General features: G+C 41.4%; 24 protein-coding genes. 11 read left to right on the top strand and 13 right to left on the bottom strand.

Annotation, left to right across the window (positions count from 1 at the left end):
• Nucleotides 1-2 precede the first annotated feature (2 nt).
• The 3 genes from L1068_RS04350 to L1068_RS04340 are packed head-to-tail and all read right to left on the bottom strand — an operon-like array spanning nucleotide 3 to nucleotide 2,384.
• Complete coding sequence (locus L1068_RS04350) at nucleotides 3-398, bottom strand: curli production assembly/transport protein CsgE (protein ID WP_237129251.1); 396 nt, start codon at nucleotides 396-398, stop codon at nucleotides 3-5.
• Between the two features lie 33 nt (nucleotides 399-431).
• A complete protein-coding gene (locus tag L1068_RS04345) occupies nucleotides 432-1,940 on the bottom strand; it encodes a curlin (protein ID WP_237129250.1) in 1,509 nt (502 codons plus the stop codon).
• An 18-nt stretch (nucleotides 1,941-1,958) separates the two neighbouring features.
• Nucleotides 1,959-2,384 (bottom strand): curlin subunit CsgB, encoded by a 426-nt coding sequence (locus tag L1068_RS04340; RefSeq protein ID WP_233430573.1) that lies wholly within the window; start codon nucleotides 2,382-2,384, stop codon nucleotides 1,959-1,961.
• A gap of 453 nt (nucleotides 2,385-2,837) precedes the next feature.
• Between L1068_RS04340 and L1068_RS04335 the strand changes: the two genes are divergently transcribed.
• Entirely contained in the window at nucleotides 2,838-5,342 is a 2,505-nt protein-coding gene (locus L1068_RS04335; protein WP_237129249.1) for a S8 family serine peptidase, read from the top strand.
• 99 nt (nucleotides 5,343-5,441) lie between these two features.
• On the opposite strand, the gene L1068_RS04330 is transcribed toward L1068_RS04335, so the two are convergent.
• Together L1068_RS04330 and sigZ are read right to left on the bottom strand one after the other, a co-directional pair.
• Entirely contained in the window at nucleotides 5,442-5,942 is a 501-nt protein-coding gene (locus tag L1068_RS04330) for an NlpC/P60 family protein (protein ID WP_237129248.1), read from the bottom strand.
• Nucleotides 5,943-5,974: 32 nt separating this feature from the next.
• Nucleotides 5,975-6,541: an RNA polymerase sigma factor SigZ gene (gene sigZ, locus L1068_RS04325; protein ID WP_237129247.1), complete on the bottom strand. Its 567-nt coding sequence runs from the start codon at nucleotides 6,539-6,541 to the stop codon at nucleotides 5,975-5,977.
• Nucleotides 6,542-6,666: 125 nt separating this feature from the next.
• Here sigZ and arsH point away from each other — a divergent pair, with 125 nt between their 5' ends.
• Both arsH and L1068_RS04315 read left to right on the top strand, forming a co-directional pair.
• Nucleotides 6,667-7,377 (top strand): arsenical resistance protein ArsH, encoded by a 711-nt coding sequence (gene arsH / locus L1068_RS04320; RefSeq protein ID WP_275419452.1) that lies wholly within the window; start codon nucleotides 6,667-6,669, stop codon nucleotides 7,375-7,377.
• A gap of 186 nt (nucleotides 7,378-7,563) precedes the next feature.
• Entirely contained in the window at nucleotides 7,564-8,406 is an 843-nt protein-coding gene (locus L1068_RS04315) for a Tim44-like domain-containing protein (protein ID WP_237129246.1), read from the top strand.
• A gap of 55 nt (nucleotides 8,407-8,461) precedes the next feature.
• On the opposite strand, the gene L1068_RS04310 is transcribed toward L1068_RS04315, so the two are convergent.
• Nucleotides 8,462-8,854 carry a hypothetical protein gene (locus L1068_RS04310; RefSeq protein WP_054979289.1) on the bottom strand — a complete coding sequence of 131 codons (393 nt, stop codon included), beginning with the start codon at nucleotides 8,852-8,854 and terminating at the stop codon, nucleotides 8,462-8,464.
• 249 nt (nucleotides 8,855-9,103) lie between these two features.
• Here L1068_RS04310 and L1068_RS04305 point away from each other — a divergent pair, with 249 nt between their 5' ends.
• Nucleotides 9,104-9,352 carry a DUF3297 family protein gene (locus L1068_RS04305; RefSeq protein WP_054979290.1) on the top strand — a complete coding sequence of 83 codons (249 nt, stop codon included), beginning with the start codon at nucleotides 9,104-9,106 and terminating at the stop codon, nucleotides 9,350-9,352.
• A gap of 101 nt (nucleotides 9,353-9,453) precedes the next feature.
• On the opposite strand, the gene L1068_RS04300 is transcribed toward L1068_RS04305, so the two are convergent.
• Both L1068_RS04300 and chrA read right to left on the bottom strand, forming a co-directional pair.
• Entirely contained in the window at nucleotides 9,454-9,789 is a 336-nt protein-coding gene (locus L1068_RS04300) for a DUF5522 domain-containing protein (protein WP_082428535.1), read from the bottom strand.
• Nucleotides 9,790-9,872: 83 nt separating this feature from the next.
• A complete protein-coding gene (gene chrA, locus L1068_RS04295; RefSeq protein ID WP_237129245.1) occupies nucleotides 9,873-11,018 on the bottom strand; it encodes a chromate efflux transporter in 1,146 nt (381 codons plus the stop codon).
• Nucleotides 11,019-11,127: 109 nt separating this feature from the next.
• Between chrA and L1068_RS04290 the strand changes: the two genes are divergently transcribed.
• The 3 genes from L1068_RS04290 (at nucleotide 11,128) to L1068_RS04280 (ending at nucleotide 13,305) form a co-directional block, all read left to right on the top strand.
• Nucleotides 11,128-12,045 (top strand): LysR family transcriptional regulator, encoded by a 918-nt coding sequence (locus tag L1068_RS04290; protein WP_054979291.1) that lies wholly within the window; start codon nucleotides 11,128-11,130, stop codon nucleotides 12,043-12,045.
• A 282-nt stretch (nucleotides 12,046-12,327) separates the two neighbouring features.
• Nucleotides 12,328-12,561: a hypothetical protein gene (locus L1068_RS04285; RefSeq protein ID WP_054979292.1), complete on the top strand. Its 234-nt coding sequence runs from the start codon at nucleotides 12,328-12,330 to the stop codon at nucleotides 12,559-12,561.
• A gap of 171 nt (nucleotides 12,562-12,732) precedes the next feature.
• The gene (locus L1068_RS04280; RefSeq protein WP_054979293.1) at nucleotides 12,733-13,305 is read left to right on the top strand and encodes a YSC84-related protein; all 573 of its coding nucleotides are present in this window, start codon (nucleotides 12,733-12,735) and stop codon (nucleotides 13,303-13,305) included.
• A gap of 47 nt (nucleotides 13,306-13,352) precedes the next feature.
• Here the strand turns inward: L1068_RS04280 and L1068_RS04275 are convergent, their stop codons facing one another.
• Nucleotides 13,353-14,039, bottom strand: coding sequence for a tellurite resistance TerB family protein (locus L1068_RS04275; protein ID WP_237129244.1), 687 nt, complete (start codon nucleotides 14,037-14,039; stop codon nucleotides 13,353-13,355).
• A gap of 195 nt (nucleotides 14,040-14,234) precedes the next feature.
• Here L1068_RS04275 and L1068_RS04270 point away from each other — a divergent pair, with 195 nt between their 5' ends.
• Nucleotides 14,235-14,606, top strand: a complete 372-nt coding sequence (locus tag L1068_RS04270; protein ID WP_237129243.1) for a DUF2750 domain-containing protein — start codon at nucleotides 14,235-14,237, stop codon at nucleotides 14,604-14,606.
• A 91-nt stretch (nucleotides 14,607-14,697) separates the two neighbouring features.
• Here L1068_RS04270 and L1068_RS04265 read toward each other — a convergent pair whose 3' ends face one another.
• Nucleotides 14,698-15,798: a c-type cytochrome gene (locus L1068_RS04265; RefSeq protein ID WP_054979295.1), complete on the bottom strand. Its 1,101-nt coding sequence runs from the start codon at nucleotides 15,796-15,798 to the stop codon at nucleotides 14,698-14,700.
• 162 nt (nucleotides 15,799-15,960) lie between these two features.
• Here L1068_RS04265 and L1068_RS04260 point away from each other — a divergent pair, with 162 nt between their 5' ends.
• From L1068_RS04260 to L1068_RS04250, 3 genes are all read left to right on the top strand, one after another.
• The gene (locus L1068_RS04260; protein ID WP_082428532.1) at nucleotides 15,961-16,326 is read left to right on the top strand and encodes a hypothetical protein; all 366 of its coding nucleotides are present in this window, start codon (nucleotides 15,961-15,963) and stop codon (nucleotides 16,324-16,326) included.
• Entirely contained in the window at nucleotides 16,323-16,706 is a 384-nt protein-coding gene (locus L1068_RS04255; protein ID WP_237129242.1) for a hypothetical protein, read from the top strand. The genes L1068_RS04260 and L1068_RS04255 overlap by 4 nt, the downstream gene beginning before the upstream one ends.
• A gap of 70 nt (nucleotides 16,707-16,776) precedes the next feature.
• Nucleotides 16,777-17,634 carry an alpha/beta hydrolase gene (locus L1068_RS04250; RefSeq protein WP_237129241.1) on the top strand — a complete coding sequence of 286 codons (858 nt, stop codon included), beginning with the start codon at nucleotides 16,777-16,779 and terminating at the stop codon, nucleotides 17,632-17,634.
• Nucleotides 17,635-17,713: 79 nt separating this feature from the next.
• On the opposite strand, the gene L1068_RS04245 is transcribed toward L1068_RS04250, so the two are convergent.
• The 3 genes from L1068_RS04245 to L1068_RS04235 are packed head-to-tail and all read right to left on the bottom strand — an operon-like array spanning nucleotide 17,714 to nucleotide 19,978.
• The gene (locus tag L1068_RS04245) at nucleotides 17,714-18,079 is read right to left on the bottom strand and encodes a DUF3325 family protein (RefSeq protein WP_237129240.1); all 366 of its coding nucleotides are present in this window, start codon (nucleotides 18,077-18,079) and stop codon (nucleotides 17,714-17,716) included.
• Complete coding sequence (locus tag L1068_RS04240) at nucleotides 18,076-19,680, bottom strand: PepSY-associated TM helix domain-containing protein (protein ID WP_237129239.1); 1,605 nt, start codon at nucleotides 19,678-19,680, stop codon at nucleotides 18,076-18,078. Before L1068_RS04240 ends, L1068_RS04245 begins: the two co-directional genes overlap by 4 nt.
• A gap of 1 nt (nucleotide 19,681) precedes the next feature.
• A complete protein-coding gene (locus L1068_RS04235; protein WP_054979300.1) occupies nucleotides 19,682-19,978 on the bottom strand; it encodes a hypothetical protein in 297 nt (98 codons plus the stop codon).
• Nucleotides 19,979-20,217: the final 239 nt, after the last annotated feature.

Below are 20,217 nucleotides of genomic sequence, written 5' to 3'. Positions count from 1 at the left end.
GGTTACCATCCACTGCTTGCTAAGTCTTCACTTTGCTCAGAAAACTTAGACTTGGCGATTGCGTCAATTGTCGCGAAAATCGCTTGTTCTACTTTATCTTTTACTGGCTCGATGCGACGACCCATGTAAGTGGCATAAATTGCTTTGCTATTAACTTCAACAAACAATTTAGTACCAGCGCGCGGTACAACCGCTTCTTTTATTACGACATTAATGCCAGTAGTGCTTGGCATGTCTTGCCATAACAAACTGTACGAGTGGTAAAATTCTTTACCCGAGCGACTTAATGTTCTGTCGAGTAACAGGCCACTAATTTCAATATCTTCGCCATTTGCTTGCGGGCTAAAAGAGGCGCCTAAAAGCGTTAGCGTTATGATTATTTTTATAATTGAATGCATTAGAAAAGGGCCGTGAACGGCCCTACCATTTTGTTACTGCTGAATAATCGTTGCAGTATTGTAATCACCCGTTTGCGTTACAGTTACGCTGCCTGATGCACTGTAAATACCACCATCCACTAAGTTGCCGTCGCCAACTTGTGAAATTGATAGTTCAACATCAGAGCCTTGCACTACAAATCCGCCAGTACCCATACCGCCAATCATGTTGTAGTTACCTGTTTGCGCGATATTAAGCGTGTTGCCACTGCCTTCAATTAGTAGGTCAAGCGAGTTAATTTCGCCGTTTTGGGCAATATCAAGCGTGTTGTCATTGCTGTCTACGGCTGTGCTAAATGTCACCGCTGATTCGTTTTGATTACCTAGCTGCTGCACGTTAATGTCGTTGTTGTAACTAGTAAGTGATTGATCAGGGTAAGACGATTGAACATAACTGCTATTTTCGTTACCCACTTGCGTGATGTTAACGTCGTTATCGCTACCATTAAAATGTGCTAGGTGGCTTGCGTTAGCGTCACCGTCTTGGTGTACGATTAGTTCGTTGTTATCGCCAATTGCGCCAACATACGAGCTATTGTCATTGCCAAGTTGTGTTACTTGGAAATCATTGTTGTCACCAACAATGTCACTGCTTGATTCGTTGCCGTCACCATTTTGTTCAACGATTAATTCGTTATCAGAACCAATAATGTAAGTGCTATCAAACTTGTTGCCTGTGCCTTCTTGGTCGATTGAAACAGTGTTATCTGAACCTTCAACAATGGCTGCTGTGAAATCATTCTCAGCACCTTCTTGTACAATGCTGATGTCGTTATCGTCGCCCGTAACTGAGCCAATTGCAACGCGCTGTACATCGCCTTGTTGATTTACGCTTAGCTCGTTATTGTGGCCAACCAATTCTTGAACGCCAAGCACGTTCCAAAAGCCAGATTGTTCTACTTCAATATCGTTTACATCGCCTTGCACGCTTTCTAGATTTGTTTCATTCCAAACGCCCGACTGATTAATGTAAACCGTATTGTCGTTGCCTTCCATTGCTTGGTTATAAGCCCAATGACCGCCGTCACCTTGCTCAATTGTGATATCGTTATTATCACCAGTCACAATATTTACCGCTTCATTAGAAATACCAAAAAAGCCTGCGCCAGACTGATTTACCGTAATTTGGTTTGCGTCACCTTTTAGTTCAGTTAGCGCAATGTGTGATGAACCATTTTGGTCGTACGATTCAAGGTTGTCGTTACCTTGTGTGTTTAACAGCAACATATTAGAAGTGCCCACTTGCGTGGTTTGCGTGCTGTTTGCGCTACCTTGCGTTTCAGTTTTAAGGTAGTTTAAATCGCCTTCTTGCAGTGCAACTAAATCGTTACCAAATGCAGCACCGGTTTCAGATGTTTGGTTTACAACCATAGTGTTTGCGACATTTTGCACTGTGTTATTTGCTTTAACTGATTTACTGTCGTCTTTTGTACTTGCCATTGCCGAAGTAGAGCCAACAGCCAGTGCAACAGCTAAGGCTAGTAAAGATTTATTCTTATTCACGGAGTATCTCCTGTAAAATTATTGCTTGTAAAACGTCACATTCACTTCAATACCGTTACCTATTTGCTGAACTGTAAAGGTTTGTTCGCCAGCTTGAGAGATATTGGCGGTATTGCCGTCGCCTTGTTGCAGTATGTGTGCTTGGTTGTTATTTCCTTGTTGTAACAGGTTTACAACGTTATTTGCGCCGTACTGAAACAATGCAGCTTCGTTGTTAGTACCGTATTGGGTAACATGCGCTTGATTGGACGTTTCGTTTATTTGATTAACTGTTGCTTTGTTTAAAATCCCATACTGAGTGATAACCACTTGATGCTGTTGCGCACCTACTCGGTATTGCAGGGAAGTATTTAGACTGAGAGAAAGAGGAGATTCTTGTAGGTCCTTCGCTAATGCTAAGTGAGAATTACTAAGCGCCGCTAAGTAAAATACAGAGGTGCGCAAAACCGTACCTAACGATTTGCATATACCAGATTGAGTTTTACAGAGTTTTGCTTTCATCACAGAATTTTAGAGTAAGAACACGACAGCGATTAAATTACTATTTTTACGAAAGCGAGCGCTATCAGCCAAATTTGTGCTTCTTTAATTTCAGCTAATAAACAATAGCTTATGTTGTTTTCTACGGTGGTGTTAAATATTTGTGAAAGGCCAGCTACCAAAAAAGTGCTAGTCATAAAACAGTCATATTTAATTGATCAAAAACACCCAAATGAAATTAATTCCAATAAAAATCAGCTTGTTAAAGGTTTTGTTGATTTTTATTTATATTAACGCTTGCGCCTTTGTTGGGAACTGTGTTTGATAAAAAGGTTGCTTAAAAATTTAGATTGATGAGTTGTTGAGATAGGTGCTCGATTGTCGAGCGTACATTTTATAAAAAATGGAATTTCAATAATGAAAGCGAAACTTTCTGCAATTTCACTTGCTTTGCTTCCTTTGGTGGCAAGCGCATCAGCAACAACGACACCAGCGGTTAAAAGCGCTGACGGTTACAAAAATAATTCAGTTATTGTTGTGTACAAACAACATGCTCGCGCAGCAGATAAAGCAGCTGCACGTAAGCTTGTAGCTGCGACTATTTCAGATGCAAACCTTGATGAAATAGATGATCGTTATAACCACATTCTTAAAGGTCGTATGGCGCAATACACGTTGAACGATAATGATGTAAAAGGCGCAATATCAAAACTGCAAAATCACCCAGCGGTAGAATATGTAGAGCCTGATCATATTGTGTCGATTAATGCACAACCTGATGATCCACAGTTCAGCGATTTATGGGGCCTTCACAACATAGGTCAAACCGGTGGCACAAATGATGCCGATATTGATGCGCCAGAAGCGTGGGATATCTCAACCGGTAGTCGCGACGTTGTCGTGGGCATTATCGATACGGGTGTTGACCATACACATGAAGACATTCAAGCCAATGCGTGGGTTAACCCAAATGAAATCGCAGGCGATGGCATCGATAACGATGGCAATGGCTACATTGACGATATTCACGGTATTAATGCAATTACCGATGTGGGCGACCCAATGGATGACCAAGGTCACGGTACCCACGTCGCGGGCACAATTGGTGCAACGGGTAACAATAGCCAAGGTGTGGTGGGTGTTAACCACACTGTATCTATGGTTGGTTGTAAGTTCTTATCAGCACAGGGCACGGGTTCAACTTCAGATGCAATTAAATGTATCAACTACATGGTTGGCTTAAAAAATGCTGGTGTCGATATCAAGGTACTAAACAACAGCTGGGGTGGCGGTGGCTTTAGCCAAGCGCTATCTGACGCGATCACTGCATCTGAACAAGCTGATATCTTATTTGTTGCAGCGGCAGGTAACGACGCGGTAGATAACGACGCAAACCCTCATTACCCTTCGAGTTACGAGCATGACAGCGTATTAGCTGTAGCAAGTACTGATCACTCAGACAATATGTCGAGTTTCTCACAATGGGGTTTAACAAGCGTTGATATGGGCGCACCAGGTTCAAGTATTTTGTCTACTGTGCCAGGTAATGGCTATGCAACTTACTCAGGTACGTCAATGGCAACACCACATGTTGCGGGTGCTGCAGCATTAGTATTATCGTTAAACCCAACGCTTAGTGCATTAGAGTTAAAAGAGTTATTAATGAACTCAGGTGATGCAAACGCGGCACTGCAAGGTAAAACGGTTGCTGGTACACGACTAAACGTATATAGCGCACTTGAACAGTCTAATCCAGAGCCTGGATTTAGATTGATCACAAGCCCAACATCACAAACCGTAACTGCAGGTCAAACAGCAACGTATGAGTTTGAAATTGCGTCTGTTGCGAATTGGGATGACGTAGTAACACTTACTTTAGACTCATCAATTGCTGGTGCAGCACTGTCAACTGACACTGCAACACCGGGTCAGATTGTTACGCTAACTGTGCCTACTGCCGCTGATACGCAGTGGGGTGATTATAGTTTCACGGTAACAGGTCAAAGTGGCGCGTTAGAAAAATCAAGTACTGTTGGATTATATGTTAACCCACAAGGGCTCGCTGACTTCACTTATGACAATAGCGACGCAGTATCAATTCCAGACAATGACCCAGCGGGCGTATCGTCTGTAATTACTGTGCCAGATGAAATCACCATCTTTAACACACTCGCGACGGTTAATATTACTCACACATACATTGGTGATTTAATTGTTACCCTTACTTCACCGACAGGCACTGTGACAACACTGCACAATAAATCGGGCGGTTCGAGTGACAATATTAATCAAACGTATGAAGCAGTTATTTTCAATGGTGAAAATGCAGCTGGCGATTGGACCCTACATGTTGAAGATACCTACAGCGCAGACACAGGCTCATTAGACAGCTGGTCATTAACCTTCAGTGCAATTGGCGATGTTGCGCCAGTAGCACCGGTTGCTGATTTTACCTTTGAGCGTGATGGCTACAATGTGATGTTCACTAACGCAAGTAGTGATCGCAACAATGATATTGTGTCGTACCTGTGGGACTTCGGTGATGGCAATACATCAACTGAAGCAAACCCAGTTCATGCGTATGCGGCGGCGGGCAACTACAGCGTGTCGTTAACCACAACTGATGCAGAAGGCCTAAGTGATACTGCGAGTAAAGATGTTCAGATCTCAGATGCCAACATTGTGGTTGATGTGAAACGTGCAAACTTATCGCGCACAGGCTTTATGCGTGTTGAGTTATTAATCGATGGCGCAACAGAAGGTACTGTTGACGTTTACCGTAATGGTGAATTGTATGAAACAGTAGAAAATGTGGGCGTTTATCGTGACTTCAGCCGTGGCGTAACTGAAACAAACTTTACCTATAAAGTTTGTCAGGCTGGCGATGTTTGCTCAAATGAAGTAACGGTTAATTTCAATTAATCAATTGTGATTTAATAACCTAACCGATAAGGGTTATCGTACGCTTTATGTTAAAGCAAGTGCGGTAACTCTTTTTTTATTTGGACTTGAGGGTCTTTATTAAAACTTAATGCGTTTTGCCTGCCAAAAAGCGCTTTGCCAATAGCTATTCTTTAACGACGACACAATAACGCCTTGACTGGTCGAGGCATGTAAAAACTGATTATCCTCAATATAAATACCTACATGATAAGTACGAAAACCTGTTTTAAAAAACACTAAATCGCCCGCTTGTAACTCTGGTTTGCTCACTTTGTTGCCAAATTCAGCTTGTTTAAGGGTCGTGCGCGGTAATAAAAAGCCAAAACGGTCAATATAGGTCGTTTGCACGAACGCTGAACAATCAATGCCTTTTTTTGATGTACCACCCAGTTTGTATGGCACGCCCTGCCAAGCATCTAGCTGTTGATAAAGCGCATTCGCCACAGAGTTATTACTTGATTCGTTTACATTGTTATTCGGCACAGGTGCTGTAGCGTTTGAGGGGGATTTTGCACAGGCAACGAGCCCTAAACAAAGTGTCAGGCAAAGTAATGGGGCGGTATTTTGGCGTAACAGCATACTGATGCAATATCCTTTTGTAATGCGCTGATTTACTCTAATTGCTTTGGCTTTATGTTGTTACATGATTTACGTTGATAATCAATAGCGCGACCAAAAGTATCAAACTCGAAATGACAACATTCGTCAAACAGTTCTCTAAGGGCTTTTCGACTTGTTTGTACACGCGATTTTAGCGTGGAGTAGTGAATTCCCATGTGTTCTGCTAATACTTTTTGTTGGGCATTTTCTAAATCAACCGCGATAAGCAACGCGCGCTGTGGTTCAGGTAAGTGCTGAATAAATGGCGTTAAACAATCGATTAAATCTTGCTGTACTGACTCTTCGTTATCAGTAATTATAAGCGATTCTGGTATTTCATGTTGTTTTCCGCGGGCACGATAAAAATCAATAATCGTATTATTAGCGATTTGAAAAAGCCAGGACTTGAGTTTGCTAATATCATTTAGCAAATGCAGGTTTTTATGGGTTTTAATAAAAATCTCTTGCATTAAATCTTCTACATCAGCGCTATTCGCCACCTTCTTTTTTAAAAAGCGCGTTAATGCGTGCTGATATTCAAGCCATATTTCTTCAATATTCACGACAGTTACTACCATTTTTATCATTACTACAAAGTGTGACAAATAAGACGTTATTTTTCATATAAAGACGAAGTTTATTTCGTCTTTTTTAATAGCCAAGCGTCTTACCGTGTGTAAATTAATTGAATTAGGTAGTAATTATGTCTTTTTTACAAAACGAAACATTCACCTTAACACCTGAAAATAAAGAGATGAGCACACATAAACCAAAGGTTTTAATGCTATACGGATCGTTAAGAGAAAATTCGTACAGTAAGTTCGCCACACTAGAAGCGGCTCGTATACTTGAATATATGGGGGCAGATGTCAGAGTGTTTGACCCCGCGGCCTTACCGGTATTTGATAACAACGCGTCGGCCGAGCATGCAAAAGTGCAAGAACTGCGAGAACTCGCATTGTGGTCTGAAGCTCAGGTTTGGTGTTCTCCAGAAATTCACGGCAATATGTCTGCGGTATTTAAAAACCAGATTGATTGGTTACCTTTGTCATCTGGTGCACGTAGGCCAACACAGGGAAAAACACTCGCACTAATGCAAGTGACAGGCGGTTCGCAAAGCTTTAATGCCCTCAATAATATGCGCGTGTTAGGGCGCTGGATGCGCATGTTTACAATAGCTAATCAATCGTCGATTGGAAAAGCTTACCAAGAATTTGATAGTCAGGGCGTGATGAACCCCTCGAGCTTTCGCGACCGCATTGTTGATGTAATGGAAGAGCTAATGCGATTTACTTTTTTACTGCGGGATCATAATGGATTATTACTAGACCGTTACAGTGAACGAAAGGCGAGCCAACAAAATATCGATGAGTTAAATCAACAACTAAAAACGCACATTCTCTTGCCAACCTGATAGGGCGTTCGGTAACTACTCATTCGACCGCTGCAAAGCTCACAACATAGTGAGCTTTGCATTTATTGTTTAGAAAAAGTTTAATGAAATTTTCAATAAAATTAACTACTTTATATTGCTTAAACCTATTGACTCTAAAAGTGCCGCTTTTAGAATGCTCGCAGCTTAATAATATGGAAAAATTTAATGAAAAAATTCGCATGGTTTTTCGCACTCGTTGCGTTAATGTTTTCTTTTTCGTTTGATGCTGAAGCACGTAAAAAGTTTGGCAGCAAAAGCAAAGGTAAAACGAAACAAACCACAACAACACAACAAAAACAGCAAGTTGATACAAATAACCCAACGCTTCCGGCAAAGAAATCTTCTAAAAAAGGCTTAATGGGTGGCATTCTAGGTGGTTTACTTGCCGGTGGCTTAATTGCCGCAATGCTAGGTGGCGATTTTGAAGGATTCCAATTTATGGACTTCATCATTATTGCGCTCGTTGCGTTTGTATTATTTAAATTGTTTAAAGCATTTATGATGAAAAAGGCGCAAAGCCAATCGCAGTTTGCAGGCGTGCCGCCAGTGCAACACGCTCCTTCGTCACAGGCTGCGCCGCAGCAATTTAGCAATCAAGGCTTTGCACAGCAGAGCCAATCGGTACCTATGAATTTACCGATTAGTTTTGACTTAAACGGCTTTTTGCAAGGTGCTCGTGAGCACTACCATACGTTACAAAAAGCATGGAATGATAACGACTTTACGGTGATTTCTGAGTACGTAAGTGAGCAACTGTTAGCTGAACTAAAACAAGAGCGAGCAGAGGTTGAAGAAGTGGCGACTGAAGTTATGTTTATCGATGCAGAACTAGCACGTGCTGATACATCACCTATGTTATGGGAAATCAGTGTACGTTTTCGTGGTAAATACCGCGATTTAGGCGATAAGCAAGAAGAGCCAATTGATGAAATTTGGCACCTAGAGCGCAGCTTGTCACAGCAAGATGCACCTTGGGTTATCGTAGGCATTGAAGACAACGCCGCGTAATTTGCCAAACGAATGAAAAGTTAAAAGCAGCCGATTGGCTGCTTTTTTACGTTTATTAAGACTGATTTTTTAACAGTATGGATAAATGTTGTTGTAGCTCTGTTGGACTATCTGGAGTATGTAAAAAGCCACCTAGTCTTGCGCCAGATAATTCTTGCCTAATATCGTATTTTAGCGCGTTTAAGCGAGGCACCACGTTGTCGCCTTCGACAAAGTACATGTCCAAATCCATTAAAAATGGTACGCGTAGCGACATAGTAATGCGCGCCATTAAATTGGGGTAAAGTGCCATTAAATCCGAAAAGGTGAGTTGTATTTTCTGTTTACCGATTATTTTAAAGCCCGCAGCTTTAATTTTATTACGAATAAAGTGGTGTTTACCAAACAAGTAGGTTTCGGGTTTTAGTAAGTAAAACGAGACACATTTATTCTTAATGAGTTTTCTCATACGCACACTCCCTTACTTCAAATTGTTGGCCGCGTTAAGGTTTTAAATTATTTGGCCAATATGCTTACTATAGAAGCAAAAGCACATTGCTAACAAATTGTTTTGTGTAAATGATTATTACCTCACCGCTTTTTAGCAAAGGTAAAGTACGCTTTTTACAATTCTCGATTAATTTAGTGCTTTGCTATTGAGCGTATACGGTCAATTTTCTACAATGGCGCAAATTAAATACGTAATAAAGAAATAACTATGAACGATAAAACAGATTTACCAGCATTACCGGATCGTCTTTCAATTAACCCGCGCAGCAAATTCTACTCTGAAGAAGTGTTAAAGCAGGATATTGGTATTCGTTTCAATGGTAAAGAGCGCTCTGACGTTGAAGAGTATTGCATCAGTGAAGGTTGGATTAAAACTGCTGCACCAAAAGCGTTAGATCGTTACGGCCAACCTATGCTTATCAAATCAAAAGGCACGGTTGAAGCGTTCTACCGTTAACCTAAAAAGTGCACCTTTTTAGGTGCACTTTTCCAGCAGCTATCTATCGCTCAATGATTTTGAGTTACTGGGCTTTTCGACTAAGCCTAAACTCAGGTTGTTTAGTAAGCGCAATGCTTACAGCCATTACCACAGCAATAACCGCGCTTTAAATGCGCCCATTTCGTCATCACACGATAACCATCTTCATTTAAATAATAATCTAACTTTTCAACGGGAAACTGGTTTTGATATTGCGCAGCAAGCGTAACTAATTCGCTATTTGATTTCGTTTCGTAAAGACGTAATAGTTCATCGTTAATTTTATCGATTAAACATGCTTTACATAAGCAATTGGCGTCTTTAGTGACTGGTAAAATATTGGGAAGCGAAAAACACCAACAACTGCCTTGTTGGCTTTCGCATTTGAATGGGGCTTGGCAAGAAATACAGTTCATAATTTGGCGCAAAAAAGCGTTAGCATAAGTAAAATACCACACTAACGCAAATTTCAATTTGCGGCGTTTGCACCCTTTGCTGCCTAAATGGCGCTTAACGCTAATCCGCCTAGCATAAAGCTAACAACTAACCAAATAATAGGAAGTTTTAACTGTTTCATAATTAAAAAGCCAATCAATACCAAAGCGATATCTTTTGGTGCACTTACCGCACTTGTGAAAATAGGCGTATAAAGCGCCGCTATTAGCAATCCTACAACCGCGGCGTTAACGCCTGCAAGCGCACCACTTACGCTTGGTTTGTTAGCAAGTACTTGCCAGTCTTTTAGCACCGTTAATAACAGTAAAAAGCCTGGTAAAAATACCGCTAAGGTAGCGATTAGCGCACCGATAATTGGCGCATTATCAAATAGTTCATAGCCAATATAGGTAGCAAAGGTAAACATAGGCCCAGGTACTGCTTGCGCCGCTGCGTAGCCTGTTATAAAAGCGTCTTGTGATAATTGGTCGCCAACAATGTTTTGCAGTAAAGGCAGTACTACATGACCACCGCCAAATACTAAACTACCAGCCTGATAAAAATCATTAAATAGGCTTATTTCAGGTGCCAAAGATGCAGTTAAAGGCAGCCCAAGTAACAAGACAATAAACAACAGCAATGGTATTAGGCTAGGTTTAAATTCTTGCTGATGTGTCGTCGGTATTTTACCTTTTAATGCAACCGCGCCAATAAGCGCAGCGCTAATTAACACGGCAAATTGCGTGCTAAGGGTAGGGCTTACAAGCAATACGCACGCTGTGGCGATGCACAAAAATACGGTTTTAGTGTCTTTACAGAAGTTTTTAAACATTCCCCATGTGGCGTCTGCCACTACTAAAACGGCGAGTAGCTTTAACCCGTGAACAATACTTTCAAAAATACTGTTATTAACCAGCGCACTTGAGGTGATTGCAAGCGCCAGCATAATAATCACCGATGGCAGAGTGAAACCAACAAACGCCGCGATCGCACCTTGTAAACCGGCACGTTTGTAACCTAATGCAAAGCCTACTTGGCTTGAACCAGGCCCGGGTAAAAACTGACTAAGCGCAATCAGTTGGCCGTACTCTTCATCACTTAACCACTTATATTTAGTGACGAAGGTTTGGCGAAAGTAGCCAATATGGGCGGCAGGCCCCCCGAAACTGACCCAGCCGAGTAAAAAGAACGTTTTAAAAATACTGAACATACGCGCATAAATATCTGTGTTATCAAACCTGCGCAAAGCTTAAAAAAAGCGATACAATTAATCCAATTAATATTATTTGTAATAAATATGAATTAAATGGGATTGGTTAATGGTTTCGATTGAAGAAACGAAATGGCGCAATGTCGATTTAAACCTGCTGGTGGCTTTTTCGTATTTGTATCGCTTTGAAAGCGTTAGCTTAGCGGCAGAAAAAAACTTTGTTAGTCAATCGGCAATGAGTCACAGTTTATCGCGCTTACGGATATTACTTGATGACGAACTGTTTGTTCGAGTGGGCCATAAAATGGTGGCAACAGACTTTGCTCATGCGGTTTATCCGAGTGTTGAGTCGATGCTGCAATTAGTGCAACAGCAGGTACTAAAGCGTGACACTTTCAATGCAAAAACCTATCAAGGGGTTTGTCGAATTGGCTTAACCGACTACGCTGAGTATATTTTTGCGCCGGCTATTTTCGATTTAATTCGTGCGCAAGCGCCTAATGCGCAAATTAGTTTCGTTAACGTAAATAGGGTGAATTACCGTGAGCTTAGTGAGCAAGAATCACTTGATTTGGTGATTGGCAGCATTCCTAACTTACATAACGCGTTTGAAAGCGAGTTACTGTATAGCGAGCAACACATGTGTTTGTTAAATAAAGAGTTTGCCAAACGCATAATGCCAATCACAAAGCATACTCTTGCTAATATTGAACATGCGATTGTCAGCCCCGATGGTAGTTTAACCACTCAAGTAGATAATTTGCTGAGTGAAGATGGTTTAACACGCAGGGTGACTGTGGCTAGTCGTAACTTTTTAACCGTACAACGTTTACTGTTGGAGCGAGATCTTATCGCGATTGTGCCAAAGCGCATGGCCGAAATCTCATTACCTAACGATGCGCTACAAAGCGTCACGCCGCCTATTAAGGTACCTGATTTTGATATTTCTATGTTGTGGTTAAAACGTTCACGGGCCAATGAAAAACACATTTGGCTGCGTTCAATCATGAAACAAGTCGTAAGTTAGGGACCGTTGACGGTTCAAGTTGGCTTTTTACAGCAGTTTGATTTGGTTTTAGACAAGGAAAAGGCTAGGTGGAAACGCTACTTTATGTGAGTTTGCCGATAGCGTCTTTGGGCTTCAGCAAAGTCACTTTCCTACATCAATGAGGAGCAATACAATAGGAAGCTAATCAGGCACCATAATTAAATTTTGCTGAAATAGCACAAAAATAAAACAGTGGTTGAATGTTAAGCTTGGATTAAGGGAAATAATTGAACAATACGCACTCCACAGAAGGAAAAAGTTATGAGCAATTTAATTTTTCAAAATAAGCTATCTTTTACATTAACACTGTTAGCCGCTATTGGGCTTGGCGTATTCTTATTGCCAATAGTGTTATTTTTATGGCTAACCATGATGATGTTTATTGGCCTTAACGTGTTAATTGCAAAATTACGTGGCGGTACGCTAACGGGGAACGGCTTTAAAAAGCCAAAATACGCATTTTATAAAGGCAAAATCGAAAAAGTGATTAACTAGTTTTAATTGTTTAGTTAACCCGAATTCAAATAAACCTTAATCGCCTGCTAAAAAGGGCGATGTTTTTACCGATTAAACGTGCTGCTTTTTTGCTGAACATGCCATTTGTGCAGCACAATTAGATACGCAGTGTGTTTCTAAGATAATTAAACATGTAAAAGGAGAGAGAATATGGGAAAGTTTCTTACACCAATACTGTCACTACTACTTGTTAGCATCAGTACGTTTGCCAGTGCCGATGAATATCAAACTACGCTACAAAATTTTAAACAATCTCACGAAACCAAGCGCTTTTTTAATAGTGCTTATGGCTATGTGGTATTTCCAACCATTGGTAAAGGTGGCTTAGGGTTAGGCGCTGCCTTTGGTAAAGGTCAGGTTTACAAGCAAGGCAAAGCGGTGGGTAAAACAAGTGTTAGTCAATTATCGGTTGGCTTTCAAGCAGGCGGGCAAGCCTACAGCCAAATCATTTTCTTAAAAGACAAACGTGCGTTTGATGAATTTACCTCGGGCAATTTTGAATTTGGTGCAGGGGCGTCCGCAGTTGCTATTACCGCCGCGGTTCAAGCGCAGGCAGGCTCTACGGGTGTTAGTTCTAGTGTCGGCACCGATGCGAATTCCACCAAGCAAAATAAAGCAAAATACCGTAAAGGCATGGCGGTGATGACGCTGGCAAAAGGCGGCTTTATGTACGAAGCTGCACTTGCTGGGCAAAAATACAATTACACACCGTATAAGCAATAACACTCAAAAAACCAGAGGCGACTCTGGTTTTTTAGTTGTTGCTCTCGCTAATCAGCTTGGTTTAGTTGATGATGAATACTGTTTACTAAGTCGCGTGGTAAACACAGTTGATTAGCTAAAGTTTGTAAATATTGCTGTGATGCACTTTGGTTTAAATCAATTGCGCTGGCGCTTGCTGCATACACTTCAATGCCCGTTTGTGCGTTAGGCACGGTTGCAACTAGCTCACTTAAGCTCATTGGCGCACGTAATTCATCAAACAACATGGCTTTTTCTTGTGTTGTTAGTGCCATTTGCTCTACTTGAGCGAAAATAGTTTGGCGCTCATTTTCATCAATATGGCCATCGGCATACGCTGCCGCGATCATGGCGCGCATTATAATTAACTGGCCGTTACCCGTTTCGTCTTCAACAACGGCATCAAAGTTTTGTTCTTGCATATGTGTCGGTTCAACGCGGTATTGGCTACTGCGATTTTGCATAGCGTTATCAAATGCCTGCCTATCAGCGGCTTGCTGAGTTTGGCTGCTTTTTTCGCTGTATTGTTGATAAGCTTTCCAAGCGAGTCCGCCAACGGCGGCCAGTGCGCCATACTTTACTGCTTTCTTACCCACTTTTTTTGACTTCTTACCTGATAGCAAACTGGTTAAGCCGCCACCCGCTACACCACCTAAAAAGCCACTTAATGCACCTGATTTATTTAGGTTGCCAACTAATTTTTGTAGATCTTTCATTGCTTTTTCCTAAATTGATAACTTTCATTAGAGTAAAAAAAATGATGCAATAAAGGAACAGCAGAACTGTTACAAAGTGATTCAAACATTTTGTGATAATCGGCAATTAAAATGTGTGGGTTACATTTCTATGCGATAAATTTGTCACATAAAAGGTATAATCTCACACACATAACACAGACAGTAGGAGATGCTATGAGTGATACCAACCAACGCGAAATCTTAGCGGAATTTTTAGCGCAAAGTAAAACAAGCCAATCAGTGTGGGCACTGCAAGATAAAGAAAGTGAAGATTGGGTTGTATTAGATTCTCCTAATTTTGAAAACGCAGAAGTGATGCCAGTTTGGTCAAGCAAGTTGTTGGCCGAAACACACTGTGTACAGGAATGGCAAGCATTTACGCCAAGCGAAATTTCAATTAACGACTGGTTAGATTATTGGCTAGAAGATTTAAAAGATGATGACATTGTTGTGGGTGTAAACTGGGCTGAAGAAGGCGATATTGTTGAGCTTGAAGTGACTGACTTTAGCCAAGCGCTTGCCAGCATTCAACCAGTTAAATCATAACTTTATAGCCATTTTAAAGCAGCATTCACAGGCTAAGTGAATTGCTTTAATAAGTCGGCGTAGTTTATGCCGACTTTTAATTTTAAATGCGTTAATCGTTAACGCCGTCAATATCGCCACGCCTTACCGGATAGCCTTGATTCATCCAACCAAAAATACCTTCCCACAAGACAGCTGTGCGGGTGTAACCACGTTGCCTTAGGCGATTAATCGTGTGATCGGCGGCCGCACGCGGACATGAACAATAGGCAACAATTTGCACGTCTTTTGGAATGCCAGCCACAGTTTCATCTAAATCTGCGTAGTAGGGGAAAGGAATCGCCCCTTCAATGTGTGCGGTTTGCCAAACCGATGTAACCCGCGTATCGAGCAGCACCATGCGTTTTTTGGCCTCAAGCGCTTTGTTTAAGTCTTTTGACAGCACATACATGCCATCTTTTAAATCAAAATTTGGATCGTCACCGTTTTTGTTTACGATGTAATTTTCTGGCGTAGGCAGTGCTTTGAGTACCGGCGTCTCATCTTTCCAACCGAGCGACTTACTGCGCAAAAACGCGGTAATATTGTCAATATCAGCACTTGAAAGTTTGTCTTTAAACGATTGCATTGGCGTATCTTGCCTTCCATTTTCAATGGCATAGCGAATAAACTCATCGGTATTATGAGCCAGCGCTGATTGGTTCATAATGGCAGGGCCGGTGATCCCTTGGCCTTTATCGCCATGACAGCTAGCGCATTCTTTTTGGTAGACTTGCTCACCTCGCTTAATATCGCCGTGAACAGGGTTAGTGGTAAACTTTAAGCGATCGTAACCCGCTTGTTCAAATAGCCAATAGGTGAGATCCCAGGTTTCATCCAATGTCATTGGACCGCCAACCTCATCTAAATAACCACCCATTGCTGTTCCTACACGTCCGTATTGCATTGGTCGTAAAATTTGATGGGCAATGCCTGATTCCATTAAGCTTTTACTGCGAAGTGACGGTGCGTGATCGTTTTTATGACCTTCGCGGTTTTCACCGTGACAAAGAGCACAGTATTTTTGATAATTAGCTGCAGCGACTTTAGCTTGTTGTGTGGTTAATTTGCGTGGAGGTGAACGCAGTTCGCGCTCAGCTGAAGTACTGTTAAATGACACAAATGCCAGTATTGCTGAACATGCAATGGTGATTTTTTGAGTAAAGGTTAGCATGGAATTCCTTGTAATTTGCCCCAAAATCCAGAATATCAGGCAGTGACTTTATTACTAGTGAAAAACAAATTTAGTAACAATTACGTGAAAGTATTTACGTTTATTGTATATGGCTAAAAGTATGGCTATTTATCTAACGGCGTTTTGATTAAAATAGCCGTGATGACCTTATTTACTCCCCTTATTTATAGTTTATTTTTGCTCGGCAGTGTGAGTTGCTACGTGCTGCATTCCTCTTTTTCGGTACCAATTGTGTTAGCGGCGACGTTTCCTGCACTTATTGGCAGCTTTATCCCGTTTAAAACAGAGTTTAAACATCACCCTTATGCTGCAATTTATACGGGCTGCTTTGCCGGAATGTGCTCTACTGCAGCTATTAACTCACTGTGGGAACTAATATTTGTCGCCTTGATTGGCACATTTTTGTATATAAAAAGCATCAGTTTATTTGAAGGATTTGGCGGCAGATTAGGTGGAATCGCGTTTACCTGTAGTGCTTTGTTTGTATTGATTAAAGGTGTGCTATGAGCCTAGATTTAATGCTTATTTCACTGTTTGGTTCACTTGCCACCTATTTACTTGCCAAGCGCAATCGGTTTGATGGCATAAGAGCATCCACTTCGCTTTCGATTATTGCTTATTTGTTTTTTTACACCGTGCAATGGGATGTTGCGCTTTATAGTTTAGTGTTTTTTGGCAGCACCTTTGTTGGCATGAGCGCTCCTAAACGCTTTGGGATTTATACTCAGGTGATTGCGGCGGTGCTGTTTTCAGTATTGTTTGAAAACTTGGTGCCGTTTATTAAAGATTATGGCGGTGCCCTTGGTTTAAGCGCGTTTTTCTCGGTGTGTGTGTGCCATTTAGGCATTTTACTTGGCGCACCGCGCAGCATTAAAGTAGATAAATAACGCTCAAAGTGAACTAACAGACTGAGCGGCGCGTAAAACTAACTACATCAACACAGTTTAAGAGGTGTGTATGAAGTGGTTAATACTTGGCGCACTACTTTTCTTGCAAGGATGCAGCAGTAACTATTTTTTATATAGTCCAAATGACAAAATTGTCTTTTCAAAAGACGACTTTTCTCACCCAGTGAAAGATAGTTTTATTCGCTCTCGCTCTGGCAACACTTTACATTTACAACATCATTTAAGCGACAACCCTCAAGGACTCGTTATCCACTTCCATGGTAATCGTGGTAATTTATCGCAAACCGTTGAAAAGGTAGTATGGTTGGTTGATGAAGGTTATGATGTGATGCTTGTTGATTATTCCGGTTACGGCTTATCAAACGGCAAACCGACCCGTGAAAACTTAGCGTTAGACGCACAAACTGTGTTTGAAATCAGTCACGGACTAACCCATCAGCATAAAGTGATTGTCGCCACGTCTATGGGCGGCGCAATTGCCCTTGATGGTTTAGCTAAAAGCAAACTTGAGCGTTATTTCGATTTGTTAGTAATAGATTCAAGCTTTGAAAGTTATCAAAACCTTGCGCGAGATGTCGTAGCAAATGTACCAATTGCAAAGTGGTTTAGTAGTCGTATTCCTGCGCTTGTGAGTGATGAACGCTCACCTGCCAGTAACATCAAGCAAATTGTGAATATTGACACCATTATTGCTCATTGTAATGATGATAGATTGATCCCCATTACTCGTGGCAAGGCGCTTTATCAAGTAGCTGGCAACAACAGCCAATTTTGGCAATTTAACGGATGCCGCCACGCGCGAACTTTTACCGATGAATTTCCGAATAATCAGCAGCGATTATTGGCGCATATTAAAAAGAATCGCGGTGCAAGTTTAGTCGCAAGTAATACGTTAACCAGTCCTTAATCAGGTAAAGGTGCCTTTATTTTGCTGTGTCAAGCGCATAAAAAGGCACGCCTAGGCCGTTTGAAAACCCAAATACGAGTTATATAAAGTACCATCCAGTTAGTTCTAGTCCCAGCATTAACGCGAATACTACGCTTAATGGTTGCTTGTTTGGAATAACCGGCACTAACGCGTAAAAAGGCTTTTTTTCAAATAACACACTCAATAAACATGCAAGCACAGTAACTAACCCGCAAAGCAGCACAAGTGCGTTTGAAAATCCATTTTCAAGGCTTAACATTGTGATACTCAAAGCGATTAAAAGCCACGCGCCGAGGCGGAACCAGGTGCTTTGTTGAGACGACGGTTTGAATTCACGACCGAGTACTTTAGTGTATTTAGGCATCGCCAACATAAATAGGCAAAGCGCCTGATAAATCAATAAGCTTGAAACTAATAAAATCATGCTGCTACCTCTCGGCGTTGCTTTTCCTTTGGTGCTATCTCAGCGTTTACTAAACGATGTTTTTTCACAAGCATTGCAATACACATACAAAGCGCAGCAGCACCAAGGTTAACTAAATCAAAACCAGCAAAAACCCAATCGTTTTGTTTGATACTGGTAATTAAACCGCGCTCGGTGGTTAGGCTGTTGGTAATTGGTACTAGCGCAAATAAAACGGCAGCCATAAGCCACTGCTGGTACCAGGCAACTGCGCCGCGATTTTGCCAAGAATGCTTACACGCATGCAGCAAAAACACTAACCAAGTTATAAACAAGCAGTGCATTTCCCAATTAGCGCGCGATGTCATTTCTACAGGCAACAAACGGTTAGCAAGAAAATAAACGGCAATAGCGGCGGGTAACCCAACCACTGTACCTATGTTTAACCCTTCGGTTAATTTAAAACTAAATGGTAAACCAGCAGGGTTTGAAAGCGCTTTTTTGCGACGTTTTGTCGTCCAAAGTATCATGCCAGAGGCAATCATGGCGCAGCCCGTTAACCCCGTTAAAAAGTACAACCAACGCACCGATAACGTGGCGAAAATCCCTTCATGCAACTCTAAAAAGATAGATTGCACATGACGCGTGCCTTCAAATTGTGGTGTATATGCGTACGTTGCACCGTTAGTTGCGTGCAAAATAAGTTTTGCACCGTCATCACTTGGTGAGGTTTGCTCAAGGGAAAACACCGCTAAGCTGTTGAGATCGTTAGGGTGATAAATACGCATCGCGTAACTTTGCCGTGTATCATTATGCTGCGTTAATACATCTTGCGCTTTTTGATAAAGCACAGGCAGTGGTAATTGGGCAGCAGGTATTCCAGCTGCATCATTCGGTGCACCACGTTGATAATACTCATCAAAAAATTGCTTTTTGCCTTGTTCACCGAGGCCGTAGCTGGCGTTCATAACAAACGGCACATAGGTGAACATAAACATGATTAAGCCAGAGTAGGTAATCATTAAATGAAACGGCAAGCTCACAACACTCATTAAATTATGCCCATCTAACCAAGACGTAGCACCTTTATTTGAGCGAAACGTAAAAAACTCTTTAAAGATTTTTTTATGTACCACAATGCCAGTAACTAGGCCAAGCAGCATAAACATGGTGAAAATACCCACTAAATAATAAGCAAAGCGGGTAGGCAAGTAATGCAATCGATAATGCATGCGATACAAGGCTTGTCCGCCGCCCGTTTTACGGTGCTCAAGTACTTCGCCTGTTTCGCCATTTAGAGTTTTACTAACGCGTGATAGTTTATCTTCGTCATTTTTTTGTTGATAGCTTAACCATAAATGCGGTTCGCTACGAGTGAGGGGTAAATAAATACGCCACTCTTTGGCGTCTTGCCCGTATCGCTGCAAATGGGTTTGCGCGGTTGTTAACGACGTTTCAATATTGGCGGTGTTCTTTGGTAATTCAGGCGCCATCCATGCATCAATTTCACTGTCGAAATAACCTAAGGTGCCGGTAACAAAAATAAAATAAAGCAGCCAGCTTACTAAAATGCCTGTCCAGGTATGAAGCCACGCCATAGACTGGCGAAATCCACTTTTCATATTAACCTCTTAGCCAAAACATAAGCGCGTTGGCCAGCGCGCTAACGGCGAGTACTAACAGGCTGTTAATGAAAACGCTGCGATAACTTTTTGCTGAAAATACGTACATGATGTAACCCGTATAAAGAGCAAAACTCAACATTGAACTGGCAGCAACGGCGTCTTTTTGTGAGAGAGGCAATAGAAAAGAAATTAAAACACTGACTGAGATGGTTAGTGCATAACCTAAAAATGCGGCAATTAAAATACGGTAGCAGATTTCCTTTTTAAAACTGCTTTTTGACGAAACATGTTCCATAAATAAACGAGAAATAAAATTAGAGACAATAAATGATAACAGTTATTGTTTTTATTATAAATATGGCAGAGATGTTTGACACGATAAGAGCGTAATTATTTGTTGTTGCGTGTGGTGTTTGGTTTGAAGTGTGTTGAATACGTTAATGGTGAGTATAAAACCTGAGGTGTTGTGAAGTTAGTTTTAGTTAACTCAAAGTAAAAAATATTTGACATACAGAGGTGCTGGTTTATATTTAT

Origin of the sequence: Pseudoalteromonas sp. MMG024 (assembly GCF_021654175.1) — a bacterium.
Taxonomy (GTDB): Bacteria; Pseudomonadota; Gammaproteobacteria; order Enterobacterales; family Alteromonadaceae; genus Pseudoalteromonas.
Note: the sequence above shows the minus strand (reverse complement) of the source record. Positions and strands in the feature narration are given on the sequence as shown.

What these genes read in the sequence shown, in the direction of transcription:
- L1068_RS04350 (WP_237129251.1), bottom strand. Translation starts at nt 398, where the DNA reads ATGCATTCAATTATAAAAATAATCATAACGCTAACGCTTTTAGGCGCC.
- L1068_RS04335 (WP_237129249.1), top strand. Translation starts at nt 2,838, where the DNA reads ATGAAAGCGAAACTTTCTGCAATTTCACTTGCTTTGCTTCCTTTGGTG.
- L1068_RS04330 (WP_237129248.1), bottom strand. Translation starts at nt 5,942, where the DNA reads ATGCTGTTACGCCAAAATACCGCCCCATTACTTTGCCTGACACTTTGT.
- sigZ (WP_237129247.1), bottom strand. Translation starts at nt 6,541, where the DNA reads ATGGTAGTAACTGTCGTGAATATTGAAGAAATATGGCTTGAATATCAG.
- arsH (WP_275419452.1), top strand. Translation starts at nt 6,667, where the DNA reads ATGTCTTTTTTACAAAACGAAACATTCACCTTAACACCTGAAAATAAA.
- L1068_RS04315 (WP_237129246.1), top strand. Translation starts at nt 7,564, where the DNA reads ATGAAAAAATTCGCATGGTTTTTCGCACTCGTTGCGTTAATGTTTTCT.
- L1068_RS04310 (WP_054979289.1), bottom strand. Translation starts at nt 8,854, where the DNA reads ATGAGAAAACTCATTAAGAATAAATGTGTCTCGTTTTACTTACTAAAA.
- L1068_RS04305 (WP_054979290.1), top strand. Translation starts at nt 9,104, where the DNA reads ATGAACGATAAAACAGATTTACCAGCATTACCGGATCGTCTTTCAATT.
- L1068_RS04300 (WP_082428535.1), bottom strand. Translation starts at nt 9,789, where the DNA reads ATGAACTGTATTTCTTGCCAAGCCCCATTCAAATGCGAAAGCCAACAA.
- chrA (WP_237129245.1), bottom strand. Translation starts at nt 11,018, where the DNA reads ATGTTCAGTATTTTTAAAACGTTCTTTTTACTCGGCTGGGTCAGTTTC.
- L1068_RS04290 (WP_054979291.1), top strand. Translation starts at nt 11,128, where the DNA reads ATGGTTTCGATTGAAGAAACGAAATGGCGCAATGTCGATTTAAACCTG.
- L1068_RS04285 (WP_054979292.1), top strand. Translation starts at nt 12,328, where the DNA reads ATGAGCAATTTAATTTTTCAAAATAAGCTATCTTTTACATTAACACTG.
- L1068_RS04280 (WP_054979293.1), top strand. Translation starts at nt 12,733, where the DNA reads ATGGGAAAGTTTCTTACACCAATACTGTCACTACTACTTGTTAGCATC.
- L1068_RS04275 (WP_237129244.1), bottom strand. Translation starts at nt 14,039, where the DNA reads ATGAAAGATCTACAAAAATTAGTTGGCAACCTAAATAAATCAGGTGCA.
- L1068_RS04270 (WP_237129243.1), top strand. Translation starts at nt 14,235, where the DNA reads ATGAGTGATACCAACCAACGCGAAATCTTAGCGGAATTTTTAGCGCAA.
- L1068_RS04265 (WP_054979295.1), bottom strand. Translation starts at nt 15,798, where the DNA reads ATGCTAACCTTTACTCAAAAAATCACCATTGCATGTTCAGCAATACTG.
- L1068_RS04260 (WP_082428532.1), top strand. Translation starts at nt 15,961, where the DNA reads ATGACCTTATTTACTCCCCTTATTTATAGTTTATTTTTGCTCGGCAGT.
- L1068_RS04255 (WP_237129242.1), top strand. Translation starts at nt 16,323, where the DNA reads ATGAGCCTAGATTTAATGCTTATTTCACTGTTTGGTTCACTTGCCACC.
- L1068_RS04250 (WP_237129241.1), top strand. Translation starts at nt 16,777, where the DNA reads ATGAAGTGGTTAATACTTGGCGCACTACTTTTCTTGCAAGGATGCAGC.
- L1068_RS04245 (WP_237129240.1), bottom strand. Translation starts at nt 18,079, where the DNA reads ATGATTTTATTAGTTTCAAGCTTATTGATTTATCAGGCGCTTTGCCTA.
- L1068_RS04240 (WP_237129239.1), bottom strand. Translation starts at nt 19,680, where the DNA reads ATGAAAAGTGGATTTCGCCAGTCTATGGCGTGGCTTCATACCTGGACA.
- L1068_RS04235 (WP_054979300.1), bottom strand. Translation starts at nt 19,978, where the DNA reads ATGGAACATGTTTCGTCAAAAAGCAGTTTTAAAAAGGAAATCTGCTAC.